Genomic DNA, 11,870 nt, shown 5'->3' on the forward strand with positions numbered 1-11,870 from the left:
GCGTCGCCGGCACCCGAGGGCCCGGGGACGGCGGGTGCGGCGGCGGCCGGGGGAGCGGCCCGGTCCTGTGACCCGTCCGCGTCCGACCCGGTGTCCACCGAGTTGTAGATCAGCAGCAGCCCGACCGCTGCCGCGCCCATCCCCGCGCGCAGCAGCCGGGGCATTCCAGGGGCGGGACCGTCCGTCATTCCTGTCCTCCGCTCGACCGGTTCCACGACGGCCCGCCGCCCCCGGTGCGCCCGCCCCGTGCGGGGAGGCGCCCGGAGGCGGCGGAAGCAGGGTGACCGGCGTCAGGCGACCGCGCCGGAGGAACGGCGTCCGCGGCGCAGGGCGTACGCGCCGGCGCCGAGGCCGCCGAGCAGCAGCACCGCGCCGGAGGCGAGCCCGCTGCCGGACAGCGCCAGGCCGCCGCCACCGGTGTGCACGCCGCCGTGCGGGGTCTTGTGGTCCTCTTCCTTGGCTTCGGTGCCCTTGTGCTCGTCGCTGCCCTTGGCTTCGGTGCCCTTGGCCTCGGTGCCCTTGTGCTCGTCGGAGGCGGCACCGCTCTTCTTGTCGTCGGTGCCCTTGGAGTTGTCGGAGGTCTTCTCGGTCTTGTCCTGCTTCTCCTGCCAGGTCAGGTTCTTGCCCTGGTCGGCGGCCCCGTCGGCGAAGGCGATGGGGGTGCCGACGGTGAGCACGGCGGCGACGGCCGCCCCGGCGAGCAGCGTGCGTGCAGAACGCATGAGGATGATCCTTCCGGCGCGCAGGACCGCGACTGCCGACACGGTGCCGGGCAAGGGGACTCGCGGGGGGTGCGCCTGATCCACCGTCATCCACCGTGCGGCCGCCTGCCACCGGAGTGTGGCAGCGCCGGTACGGAGCGTGGGCCCTTCGGGTGGAGTCCCGGGCGTGTTCACCCGGATCGCCCGGCCGACCGGGTGAATCCCGCCGTCGGCGGGCCGGTCCGGACGCACCCGGGCCCGCCCCCGGCACACGGCCGGGGGCGGGCCCGTCGGGGAGCGCCGGATCAGCGGTCCCAGCGGTAGAACTCCCGCGCCATCGCGTCCTTCGGCTCCCGCCAGGTGGCCGGGTCGTACGCCTGGACGTACGCGGTGAGGCGGTCGCTGACGGTCCGGAACTCGGGGTGCCCGAGGACCTTGGCGACGGCCGGTCCCGGCGGGCGGTCGGCCTCGATCAGGTGCAGGTAGACGTCGCCGAACTGGAAGAGGCTGCGACCGGTGACGCCGATCAGGTGCGGCAGCTCGCCCTGGTCGGACTCGGCGAACACCTCGGCGATGCCCGGCGCGGCCCCGGGGTTCATCCGGGCGACGATCAGCGCCCGGTGCGCGCCGGTCACAGCTCCGCCGCCCGCTTCTCGACCTTCTCCCGGATCAGCTGCATCTGGACCTTCGAGTTCCGGTCGATGTGGGCGGTCATCCCCTGGTCGTCGACCGGGGCGGTCGGCTTCATCGCGAAGTCCTGGATCCAGCGCATCCTGGTGCCGGCCGGCACCTCCGCGTACTCCCAGCGGATCTCCATGAACTCGAACGGTCCGGGCTCGACCCGGCGGGCGCGCACCGAGAGCGTGTCCCGGTCGGGCTCCCGCTCGGAGACCCAGCTCCACACCTGGCCGTTGTCGTCCGGGTGCATGGTGAGCCGGAACCGCACCAGGCTGCCCTGGCGGTCCAGCACCTCCACCGAGGCGTACTCGCTGAACAGCTGCGGCCAGTTCTCCAGGTCGTTGGTCGTCTCCCAGACCAGGTCGAGCGGGGCGGCGATGACGATCTCGTTGTCGGTGTGTCCGGGCATCTCAGGCACCAGCCTTCGTGGCGAGGGAGGAGTTGACCAGCTCCAGGAACTCGGCCGGGGTCTTGGCCGACTCGGCGCCCGAGGTGACCTTGAGGCCGTGCCGGTTCTCCAGTTCGCCGACCACGCCGAGCAGGCCGAGCGAGTCGATGCCGAACGTGTCGAACTCCGCGCCCGGCTCCGCCAGGTCGTCCGGGTCGACGGTGACCCCGGCCCGGGCCTGGAGCAGGTCGGCGAGGTCCGGATAGCTGAGGGTGTTGCTCACGGGGTGTCCCTTCGGAGGTGTGACGGGGTGGTTCACGGCCGGTGGTTCAGGGCCGGTGGTTGAGGGCCGGTGGGTCAGGGCCGCGCGCGCCGGAGCACCAGCGCGGAGTTGGAGCCCATCAGCCCGCGGCTGAGCACCAGCGCGGTGTTCAGCTCGGCCGGACGGGCGCGGCCGGTCACCAGGGCGAGGTCGTGGCAGACCTCGGTGACGTTGGGGGTGGGCGGCAGCACGCCGTCCTCCATGGCCAGCACGGCGGCGGTCACGTCGAGCACCGGGGCGCCGCAGTAGGCCCGCCCCGTACCGGTCTTGGGCGCGGTGACCGGGACCCGCTCGGCGGCTGGGCCGAGCGCGTCGGCCAGCGCCAGGGCCTCCGCCCGGTCGGCGGCAGGCACGCCCAGGGCGTCCGCGAAGACCACGTCGACCTCCTCGGCCGCGATGCGGGCCTCGTCCAGCGCGATCCGGATCGCGGCGGCCAGCCCCTCCCTGGACTCCTCCCAGCGGGAGGCCCCGGTGAAGGTGGCGCCGTGCCCGGCGAGCCGCGCCCGGACGTGGGCGCCGCGCCGGCGGGCCGCCTCCTCGTCCTCCAGCAGCAGCATCGCGCCGCCCTCGGCGGGGGAGAAGCCGCAGGCCTGCCGGGTGAACGGCAGGTACGCCCGCTCGGCGCTGTCGGCCAGGCTGAGTTCGGGGTAGCCGAGCTGGCAGACCATCGAGTACGGGGCCAGCGGGGCCTCCGCGGCGCCGGCCACCACCGCGTCTGTGCCGCGCTCGATCGCCCGGGCGGCGTGCGCGAGGGCGTCCAGCCCGCCGGCCTCGTCGCTGGCGACCACCCCGCACGGGCCCTTGTAGCCGCCGCGGATCGAGATCTGTCCCGTGCTGGCCGCGTAGAACCAGGCGATGGACTGGTACGGGCCGACGAACTTCGGTCCCTGGCCCCAGAGTTGCTGGAGCTCGCGCTGGCCGAACTCGCCGCCGCCGGAGCCGGCCGCGGTCACCACGCCGACTGCGAAGGGCTGTTCGGGGTCGGGCCGGAAGCCGGCGTCCGTCACCGCCAGGTCGGCGGCGGCCATCGCGTAGTGCGTGAAACGGTCGGTCTGCACCAGGAAGCGGCTGTCGATCACCGACCGCGGATCGAACCCGTCGACCTGGCCCGCGATCCGCAGCGGCAGCTCGGTGCAGCCCTCGCGGGATATCCGGTCGAGGACGCTCACGCCCTGCCTGGTGGCCTTCCAGAAGGCGTCGGCCCCGACCCCGTTCGGCGCCACCACGCCGAGGCCGGTGACCACCGCCCGGCGGCCCTGCTGACGTGACGTCATGGAACTCACCCCGTTCTGTTGAGCACGACGGCGGACTGGAATCCGCCGAATCCGCTGCCGACCGAGAGGATGTGGCTCAGCGGCAGCTCGCGCGCGGTGCGCGGCACGTAGTCGAGGTCGCACTCCGGGTCCGGAGTCTCGTAGTTGGCGGTCGGCGGCACGACGCCGTGGGTGAGCGCCAGGGTGCAGGCGACGACCTCGATGGCGCCGATCGCGCCCAGCGAGTGCCCGACCATCGACTTGATCGAGCTCATCGGCGTCCTGAAGGCGTGCCCGCCCAGCGAGCGCTTGACCGCGGCGGTCTCGTGCCGGTCGTTCTGCTTGGTGCCCGAGCCGTGCGCGTTGACGTAGTCCACCGCGGTGCGGTCCACCCGGGCGTGGGCGAGCGCCTCGTCGATCGCCCGGGACATCTCCAGCCCCTCCTTGGTGAGGCCGGTCATGTGGTAGGCGTTGCCGAAGGTGGCGAAGCCGCCGATCTCGCCGTAGATCCTGGCGCCGCGGCGGCGGGCGTGCTCCAGTTCCTCCAGCACCAGGACGGCGCCGCCCTCGCCGAGCACGAAGCCGTCCCGGTCGGCGTCGAAGGGGCGGGAGGCGTGCCGCGGGTCGTCGTTGCGCTCGCTGGTGGCCTTGATGGCGTCGAAGCAGGCGACGGTGATCGGCGAGATCGGGGAGTCGGAGGCGCCGGCGAGGCAGATGTCGGCGCGTCCCTCCTCGACCGCCTGGAAGCCGTAGCCGATCGCGTCCAGCCCGGAGGTGCAGCCGGTGGAGACGGTCTGCACCGGGCCGTGCGCGCCGGTCCGCTCGGCCACCGCGGAGGCCAGCGTGCTGGGCGCGAAGGCCCGGTGCAATTGCGGCTCGGCCTGCCGGTGGTCCACGTCCCAGCGCGCGCCGGCCGCGCTCACCAGGGCGTAGTCGTGCTCCAGCCGGGTGGTGCCGCCGACGGCGGTGCCGAGCGAGACGGCGATCCGCCACGGGTCCTCGGCGGCCAGGTCCAGGCCGGCGTCGGTGATCGCCTCGTCGGCCGCGGCCATCGCGAACTGCACGTAGCGGTCGGCCCGTCGGACGTCCTCGGGGCCCAGCCCGTGGGCCGCCGGGTCGAAGTCGACCTCGGCGGCGATCCGGGAGCGGAACCCGGTGGGGTCGAAGAGCGTGATGCCCCGGGTCGCGGTGCGGCCGGCCGTGAGCAGCTCCCAGAACGCCGGGACGCCGACCCCGCCGGGCGCGACCACACCGATCCCGGTGACGGCGACGCGCCGGGTCACGAGCCCACCTTGGCGTGTTCCGGGGGCCCGGACGCCGCAGTCCCCTCGGTGCTCACATGGCCGAGGTCGGGGCGCGGGGCGAGCGGGCCGAGGTGGAAGACCATCCGGGCCTCGGTGTCGCCGACGTTGCGGAAGCGGTGGCGCATGTCGATCGGGATCATCAGGCCCTGGTCGGGCTTGAGCGGGTGGGGCTTCCCGTCCAGGTCCACCTCCAGCTCGCCGCAGACGACGAACACGAACTCCTCGGAGTACGGGTGGTAGTGCTCGCCGATCCGCTCGCCGGGCCTGACGATCGCCAGGCCCATGAAGCCGCTGGTCGCACCGCAGCTGGTCGGGGTGAGCATGGTGCGCAGCTCGGCGCCGTGACGGCGGTTCTCCGGTGCCTCGTGGACGCTGACGATCCGTGGGTACTGCGTGGTCATGGTGGTCTACCTCCGGGGGAGCCGCCGCGGCGGTGACGCGGCAGCGAAGTGACGCAGCGTCAGTTGTTGATCGGGTCGGCGGAACTGCGGTCGGTGACGGGGTTCATGGCGCGGGCGGCGAGGAAGGCGCCGAGCCCCGCGGCCGTGCGCAGGTCGCCCTGCGGGCCGAGGTCGAGCAGCCCGGCGAGCACGGCGGCCTGCCGGTCGTCGGCCACGCCGAGGGCGGCCGCCGGGTCGGCCTCGGCCGGCACCCGCAGGTCGACCAGGCGCACCACCACGTCCTCGCGGTGGAAGACGGTGGCCGCCGCGACCGGCCCGGTCGGGTCGGCGGTGGCCAGGTTGTCGTGCTCGGCGAGCAGTTCGGCCACGGCCTGCCCCCGGCCCGGCCGGACCGGGTAGAGCACGGCGTGCCGGTGCAGCCGGGCGGAGGCGGGGGAGCTGGCGATCGCCTGGTGCCGGGCGGGCAGCGCGGCCCTGGCGAAGAACGCCCGGGCGGCCTGCGGGTCGCCCAGCAGGCGGGCCTCCTCCAGGTGCGGGTTGAGCGCCTCCTCGACGGCCCGCACCTCGGGCTGCATCGCCACGTGGCGCAGCGCGTCGCCGAGGTTGCCGACCACCTCGACGGCCCGGACCACCCGGTTGCCGAGCATGAACAGCGAGGTGCGGCGCAGCCGGGTGTGCTTGTCCACCTCGGCCCTGGGGGAGGCGTAGCCGGAGAGGATGCGGGCCACCTCGGGCTCGCTGCCCGGCTTGACGGTGAAGGTCAGCGCGTGGCGGACCACGCCGTCCGGGCCCGGGGCGGCCTTGGGCGGGCCGACGTGCCCGGCGGGCGCGGTGCGCGGCAGGCCGGGCGGCACCTCCATCGGGGCCCGGGTGCCGGTCGAGCCCGCCGCCGAGGTCTCGCGCAGCACGGTGTAGCGCAGCGAGCGGAAGTTGTCGCTGACGCAGCCGTGCATCGGCTTGACCATCTCCCGGTGGGCCGGGCTGTCCACCCACTCCAGGAAGGTCTCCTGGTCCCGCCACTCGCTGGTGATCAGCCACTGGCGCGGGTCGTTGATCGACTGGCAGAGCTGGTCGCTGACGTGGCCGGGGACCGAGGCCACCTGGTGGCGCAGCTGCTCGTACACGTCGAGGAAGCGCTGCTGGGCGCCGTCCTGGATCTCCAGCATCAGCACCACCCGCAGCCGGCTGTCGGCCTCGTCCTGCTGCTTCGGCTGGGGTTCGGACAGAGTTGTCATGATCCACTTTCTGCTCTGGGCCGCACGCTGCGGGCCGTTCGGCCGTGCCCGGCGGGTGCTCCCCGGCCTGGGAGGCGGTGCGACGGCGGGTCGGCCGGGCGGTCGGCGCCAGGCCTGAGGTCGATCGTGGGCGGCGCGGCGGGCGCGGCGCGAGATTTGCGGGCCATCCGGGCGAAGGGGCGGCACGGTCCCCCTCGGGCGGGGGATGGAAGAGCGGGGCCCCCGGCTGGGCGGGCCCGTCGAGGGCGGCGCCGGGCCCAGTCGCCGGGCCGCGGAATCCCCTGACAGGGCGGAGCAATTGATGAATCCGAAGGTTGAGGACCGGGTACCGGTCCTGATCGTGGGCGGCTCGCTGGTCGGGCTGTCGGCCTCGCTCTTCCTCGGTCGGCTCGGGGTCGGACACCTGCTGGTCGAGAAGCACGCCGACACCTCGCACCACCCGCGCGGGCGCGGCAACAACATCCGCACCATGGAGCTGTACCGGGGGGCCGGGATCGAGCCGGCGATCCGCGAGGCGGCCTCGGTCCTCGCCCCCAACCACGGCATCCTCCAGGCCCCCTCGCTGACCGGCGCCGAGCAGGAGTGGCTGTTCCGGGACATCGACCCGGGCGGCCGGCTGGCCCGCTTCAGCCCCAGCTCCTGGTGCCTGTGCAGCCAGAACGACCTGGAGCCGGTGCTGCGGCGCGCGGCCCGCGAACTCGACGCCGAGCTGCGGTTCGGCACCGAGCTGGTCTCCTTCGAGCAGGACGCGGACGGTGTCACCTCGGTGCTGCGCAGCCGGGAGAGCGGCGAGCAGCGGGTGGTGCGCTCGGAGTTCCTGATCGCCGCGGACGGCCCGCGCAGCCCGGTCCGCGAGCACCTGGGCATCGGCCGGAGCGGCAGGGGCGAGCTGTTCCACAACGTCAGCATCACGTTCAGGGCGAAGCGGCTGGCCGAGGTGGTCGGCGACCGGCACTTCATCGCCTGCTACCTGACCAATCCGGAGGCGGACGGCGCGCTGCTGCCGGTGGACAACCAGGAGGAGTGGGTCTTCCACGCGCCCTGGCACCCCGAGCAGGGCGAGCCGCTGGAGGCCTTCACCGACGAGCGCTGCGAGCGGCACATCCGCACCGCCGTCGGCCTGCCGGAACTGGACGTCGAGGTCACCGGCCGGGCCCCCTGGCACGCCGCCGAGCGGGTGGCCGAGCGGTACGGCGCCGGGCGGGTGTTCCTCGCCGGGGACTCAGCCCACGAGATGTCCCCGACCGGGGCGTTCGGTTCCAACACCGGCATCCAGGACGCCCACAACCTGGCCTGGAAGATCTCCGCCGTGCTGTGCGGCTGGGCCGGGCCCGGGCTGCTGGAGACGTACGGGCAGGAGCGCCGCCCGGTCGCCGAGGTGACCAGTGAGCGCGCCTCGGCCCGCTCCGCCGAGCACAGCCACCCGGGCTACACGGTGGTGCCCGGCGTCGGGCGGCAGACCGGGGTGCTGGCAGTGGCGCTCGGCTACCGCTACCCGGTGGGCGCGGTGATCGGGGCGGACCGGACCGGGCCGGTCGTCCCCGAGCGGTTCGAGTCGGCGGGCGAGCCGGGCAGCCGCGCCCCGCACCAGTGGCTGCTGCGCGCCGGCGTGCGGCTCTCCGCGCTGGACCTGTACGAGCAGGCGATGGTGCTGCTCACCGGCCCCGAGGGCGGTGCCTGGCAGGCGGGGGCCCGGCGCGCGGCCGACCGGCTGGCCGTCCCGCTGGACGGCTACCGGATCGGCGACGGGGCCGAGGACGACCTGGCCCCAGAGCCCGGCGCGGACTTCGCCGCGCTGCACGGCATCGGCCCCGAGGGTGCCGTGCTGGTCCGCCCGGACGGCTTCGTCGCGTGGCGCTCGCCGGGCCCGCCGCAGGACGCGGAGGCCGAACTCACGACGGCGCTGCGGACGCTGCTGAGCCTGTAGCCCCGGGGAACGCGGAGGGGCCCGCCGGTCGCACGCCCGGCGGGCCCCTCCTGTCGGTCGTCGGTGCTCAGTGGCCGCCCTCGTCGACCACCTCGACGTCGGCGATCTCCTGCTCGATCGCCTCGGTCGGCAGCGCCACCCGGATCGCCCAGTAGTAGATGACCAGCGAGAACACCGCCACCAGAGCCATGTCGACCCACATCGGGATGGTGCCGGTGCCGTCGCCGAAGCTGCCCTGCCAGGAGATCAGGCCCAGGCCGACCAGGTAGGGCGGCAGCCACTGGGCGGACTTCCAGCTCAGCCGGGGCGCGTTCGGCAGCCCCTTCCTGATCGCGTACGCGGCGTAGCTGCCGAGCAGGAGGTAGCCGAGCACGATCGCGATGCCCAGCCGGGAGAGGGTGTGCCAGCCGGACCAGTAGATGATCAGGCTGGAGACCACGAACGCGGCCGGGGAGATCAGCTCGCCCAGCGGCAGCCGGTAGGGGCGCTCGTGCCCGGGCAGGCGGCGGCGCATCGCGCCGAAGGCCAGCGGGGCACCGGCGTACATCAGCACGCTGGCGGAGGTGATGAAGCCGACCAGCTCCTGCCAGCTCGGGAAGGGCAGGAAGCAGATCACGCCGGTGACGAAGGCGATGACCAGGCCGAACCACGGCACGCCGTTCTTGTCCAGCTCCTCGAACCGCTGCGGGGCGTAGCCGTTGCGGCTCAGGCCGTAGGAGATGCGCGAGGTCGAGGTGGTGTAGATCAGTCCGCTGCCGCCGGGGGAGATCACGGCGTCCATGTAGAGCACCCAGGCCAGCCAGCCGAGGCCGACCACGGTGGCGAGGCCGGCGAAGGGGCCGTCGATGCCGGGGAAGTCGAGCTTGTCCCAGCCGTTGGCGAAGGAGCTGACGGGCAGCGCGCCGATGAAGACGACCTGGAGCAGGGTGTAGATCAGGCTGCCGATGGCGACCGAACCGAGCACGGCCCGGGGGATGTCGCGCTTGGGGTTGCGGCTCTCACCGGCGAGCTGGATGGCCTGCTCGAAGCCGAGCAGGGCGAAGATGATGCCGCTGGTGCTGATCGCCGCGAGCACGCCCTGGGCGCCGAACGGCGCGAAGCCGTGCGAGGTGAAGTTGGAGCCGTGGAAGTTGGTCAGGGCCAGCACGAAGATCGTGAGCAGCGGGACGAAGATCTTCAGCCAGGTGGCGATGTTGTTGGTGCGGGCCAGGACGCGCACGCCGAGGAAGTTCACCGCGACGAACACCGCCATGAGCACGGTGGAGACGGCGAAGCCGCTGGCGGTGAGGGTGTTGTTGTCGTTGAGCAGGCCGCCTGCCCAGGACCAGTGCCGGGCGTAGCCGATCATCGCCTCGACCTCGATCGGCGCGACGGTCGCCGCCTGGAGCCAGGAGAACCAGCCGAAGGACATGCCGGCCAGGCCGCCGAAGGCGTAGTGCGGGTACCGCGCGGTACCGCCCGAGACCGGGAACATGCTGCCGAGCTCGGCGTGCACGAGCGCGAGCAGCACGATCGCGACCGTGCCGATGCCCCAGGACACGACGGCGGCCGGGCCGGCCGCCATCACGCCCTCCTTCGCACCGAACAGCCAGCCGGAGCCGATGATCGAGCCGACCGAGGCCCACATGAGGCCGATGAGGCCGACGTGGCGGCGCAGTGAGCGGTGCGGGGTTCCGGATGAGGAGTCGGTGCCCTGGTCGGGCGGCGAGATCTGGTTGAGGGAAGCCATGAACGATCTCTCTGTGGGTGGGGGCTCCGGGGTGGGTGGAGCGATGAGAGTTGCCACACAGTAGGACTTTTCAGGTGCCCCTGCACAGATTTCATTACTGAATGTTTACATTCTTTTCTGGAGATCCTTGCAGGTAGGGGGCGTGATTGCCTCCGATCTCTTACGTATCCGATCGATCTGCCGCGAATTTCGACTTTGCTGCGCGGGGCGGCATGATAGACGGTCTATTCGATAATGGGAATAGTGGTCTCCGTATAGCGGCGCCGGGCTAATCCACCAGATCGGACGGGTCGGTGTTCGCCCCGCAGAGCAGGACGGCGACGCGCTCGCCCGCGGCCTGGTCGAGTGCGGCGAGGGCGGTGGCGGCCGCGTACTCGACGGCGATCCGGCGGTCCTCCCACAGCTGCCGGCGGGCGCGCACGATGGCCTCGTCGTCGACCAGCACCGAGCGGACGCCCTCGTGCGCGGCCTCGGCCACGGCGAGGGCGGTGGCCCGGCGGGCACCGAGCGAGTCCTGGGCGACGGAGTCGACCGGGACGTCCACCGGGCGGCCCGCGGCCAGGGCGGCGTTCAGCGCGCGGCTGCCCGTCGGCTCCACGGCGAGCACCCGGACGCCGTGCTCGCGGGCCGCCACCGCCACCCCGGCGAACAGCCCGCCGCCGCCCACCGACAGCACCACGGTGTCCAGCCCCGGCACCCTGTCGCGGATCTCGGCCAGCACCGTCCCGGCACCGGCCGCGATCAGCGGGTGGTCGTACGCGTGCGAGGACAGCGCTCCGCTGCCGGCCGCGAACTCCTCGCAGGCCAGCAGGGCCTCCGCGTACTCCCGGCCCGCCAGCCGCACCTCGGCCCCGTACGAGCGCAGCCGCGCCAGCTTCACCGGGGAGGCCGTCTCGGGCAGGAACACCGTGGCCCGGACGCCGAGTTCGCGGGCCGCCCAGGCGCAGGCCAGCCCGGCGTTGCCGCCCGAGGCGATGGTCACCCCGGAGTCCGGGAGGGTGCCCGCCTCGGCGTGCGCGAGCAGGAAGTTCTGCGCGCCGCGCGCCTTGAAGCTGCCGGTGTGCTGGAGGAACTCCAGGGCCAGCCAGGTCCGCCCTCCGTCGTCCCCCGGCGCCACCGTCACCGGGCGCACCCGTCCGGAGATCCGCTTCCCCGCGGCCTCGACCTCGTCGTACGTCAGCTGGTCCATCGTGTTCCGCTCCTTCGTCGAGGGGTGTGCTCCGCCGGGGTCCGGCCGCCGGAGGTTCCGGCCGGTGGGAGCCCCGGTCAGGGCCGACGGTACGTCCCGTTCGTGGACGAGGGAAGATCGCGGACGCCGCGAGCGGGACGGGCGTACGCTGGCTCCGTGCGTTTCGTGATCCTCCCCCCGCCGGCCCGCTAGCGGGCGGCCCACTCCACCCACTCCGGCCCGACGGGACCTGCCCGCGGCCGGGGCGATGACTGCCGCCCGCGCACCCAGCGGACCCGAACCGGCAACCCATCGTGGAGTACCGACGCATGACCTTGTACGCTGCCGTGCCCTTCCGGCACGGCCTCCTGTCCATTTCCGCCGCCGCCGTCGCCTGGGGCGTGGGCGGCGCCGTGTCCGCGCTGCTGATGCGCACCGGCGGGCTCGGCCCGGCGGGCGTCTCCTGCTGGCGCTTCGGCGTCGCCGCGCTCTGCCTGGCCCTGCTGCCGAACCGTGAGCCCCGCGGTGGGCGGGCCGGCACCCGGTGGCGGGCCGCCGTGCTGACCGGGCTCGGCCTGGCGGTCAGCCAGTGCGCCTACTTCGGCTCGGTGCGGTACGCGGGCCTCGGCCTCGCCACCCTGGTCACCATCGGCACCGGGCCGGTGTTCACCAGCCTCGGCGCCCACCTGCTGCTCGGCGAGCGCCTCACCCGTCGCGCGGCCGCCGCCGTGGCACTGGCCCTGGGCGGCCTCGCCCTGCTGGTG

The 11,870-nt window shown here is 73.7% G+C and carries 12 protein-coding genes and 1 pseudogene; 2 read left to right on the top strand and 11 right to left on the bottom strand.

Going from position 1 to position 11,870, the window contains the following annotated elements; translation table 11 throughout:
* The 9 genes and pseudogenes from BU198_RS13875 to BU198_RS13915 form a co-directional block, all read right to left on the bottom strand.
* Positions 1–188 (bottom strand): annotated as a pseudogene (locus BU198_RS13875) (hypothetical protein); the annotation flags it as partial.
* Between the two features lie 102 nt (positions 189–290).
* Positions 291–722, bottom strand: a complete 432-nt coding sequence (locus BU198_RS13880; protein ID WP_188297138.1) for a hypothetical protein — start codon at positions 720–722, stop codon at positions 291–293.
* 284 nt (positions 723–1,006) lie between these two features.
* Positions 1,007–1,336: a TcmI family type II polyketide cyclase gene (locus BU198_RS13885; RefSeq protein ID WP_317620115.1), complete on the bottom strand. Its 330-nt coding sequence runs from the start codon at positions 1,334–1,336 to the stop codon at positions 1,007–1,009.
* A complete protein-coding gene (locus tag BU198_RS13890) occupies positions 1,333–1,788 on the bottom strand; it encodes an SRPBCC family protein (RefSeq protein ID WP_188297139.1) in 456 nt (151 codons plus the stop codon). The genes BU198_RS13885 and BU198_RS13890 overlap by 4 nt, the downstream gene beginning before the upstream one ends.
* A gap of 1 nt (position 1,789) precedes the next feature.
* The gene (locus BU198_RS13895; RefSeq protein WP_188297140.1) at positions 1,790–2,050 is read right to left on the bottom strand and encodes a phosphopantetheine-binding protein; all 261 of its coding nucleotides are present in this window, start codon (positions 2,048–2,050) and stop codon (positions 1,790–1,792) included.
* Positions 2,051–2,124: 74 nt separating this feature from the next.
* On the bottom strand, positions 2,125–3,363 hold the full coding sequence (locus tag BU198_RS13900; RefSeq protein WP_188297141.1) for a ketosynthase chain-length factor: 1,239 nt from the start codon (positions 3,361–3,363) through the stop codon (positions 2,125–2,127).
* Between the two features lie 5 nt (positions 3,364–3,368).
* Positions 3,369–4,625 carry a beta-ketoacyl-[acyl-carrier-protein] synthase family protein gene (locus tag BU198_RS13905; protein WP_188297142.1) on the bottom strand — a complete coding sequence of 419 codons (1,257 nt, stop codon included), beginning with the start codon at positions 4,623–4,625 and terminating at the stop codon, positions 3,369–3,371.
* Entirely contained in the window at positions 4,622–5,047 is a 426-nt protein-coding gene (locus BU198_RS13910; protein WP_188297143.1) for a cupin domain-containing protein, read from the bottom strand. The genes BU198_RS13905 and BU198_RS13910 overlap by 4 nt, the downstream gene beginning before the upstream one ends.
* Before the next feature lie 59 nt (positions 5,048–5,106).
* Positions 5,107–6,282, bottom strand: coding sequence for a SchA/CurD-like domain-containing protein (locus BU198_RS13915; protein WP_188297144.1), 1,176 nt, complete (start codon positions 6,280–6,282; stop codon positions 5,107–5,109).
* A 205-nt stretch (positions 6,283–6,487) separates the two neighbouring features.
* Here BU198_RS13915 and BU198_RS13920 point away from each other — a divergent pair, with 205 nt between their 5' ends.
* A complete protein-coding gene (locus BU198_RS13920) occupies positions 6,488–8,209 on the top strand; it encodes an FAD-dependent oxidoreductase (RefSeq protein WP_411293189.1) in 1,722 nt (573 codons plus the stop codon).
* Between the two features lie 67 nt (positions 8,210–8,276).
* Here BU198_RS13920 and BU198_RS13925 read toward each other — a convergent pair whose 3' ends face one another.
* Complete coding sequence (locus BU198_RS13925; RefSeq protein WP_188297146.1) at positions 8,277–9,938, bottom strand: APC family permease; 1,662 nt, start codon at positions 9,936–9,938, stop codon at positions 8,277–8,279.
* A gap of 268 nt (positions 9,939–10,206) precedes the next feature.
* Positions 10,207–11,127 (bottom strand): threonine/serine dehydratase, encoded by a 921-nt coding sequence (locus BU198_RS13930; RefSeq protein WP_188297147.1) that lies wholly within the window; start codon positions 11,125–11,127, stop codon positions 10,207–10,209.
* 308 nt (positions 11,128–11,435) lie between these two features.
* On the opposite strand from BU198_RS13930, the gene BU198_RS13935 reads away from it, so the two are divergent.
* On the top strand, positions 11,436–11,870 hold a 435-nt coding region (locus BU198_RS13935; RefSeq protein ID WP_188297148.1), incomplete at its 3' end, for a DMT family transporter.

Source organism: Streptomyces sp. CBMA156 (assembly GCF_014596515.1).
GTDB lineage: Bacteria > Actinomycetota > Actinomycetes > Streptomycetales > Streptomycetaceae > Kitasatospora.

Bases quoted from the DNA above. Each gene is read 5' to 3' on its own strand.
- BU198_RS13880 (WP_188297138.1), bottom strand. From the start codon at position 722: ATGCGTTCTGCACGCACGCTGCTCGCCGGGGCGGCCGTCGCCGCCGTG.
- BU198_RS13890 (WP_188297139.1), bottom strand. From the start codon at position 1,788: ATGCCCGGACACACCGACAACGAGATCGTCATCGCCGCCCCGCTCGAC.
- BU198_RS13900 (WP_188297141.1), bottom strand. From the start codon at position 3,363: ATGACGTCACGTCAGCAGGGCCGCCGGGCGGTGGTCACCGGCCTCGGC.
- BU198_RS13910 (WP_188297143.1), bottom strand. From the start codon at position 5,047: ATGACCACGCAGTACCCACGGATCGTCAGCGTCCACGAGGCACCGGAG.
- BU198_RS13915 (WP_188297144.1), bottom strand. From the start codon at position 6,282: ATGACAACTCTGTCCGAACCCCAGCCGAAGCAGCAGGACGAGGCCGAC.
- BU198_RS13920 (WP_411293189.1), top strand. From the start codon at position 6,488: ATGGAAGAGCGGGGCCCCCGGCTGGGCGGGCCCGTCGAGGGCGGCGCC.
- BU198_RS13925 (WP_188297146.1), bottom strand. From the start codon at position 9,938: ATGGCTTCCCTCAACCAGATCTCGCCGCCCGACCAGGGCACCGACTCC.
- BU198_RS13930 (WP_188297147.1), bottom strand. From the start codon at position 11,127: ATGGACCAGCTGACGTACGACGAGGTCGAGGCCGCGGGGAAGCGGATC.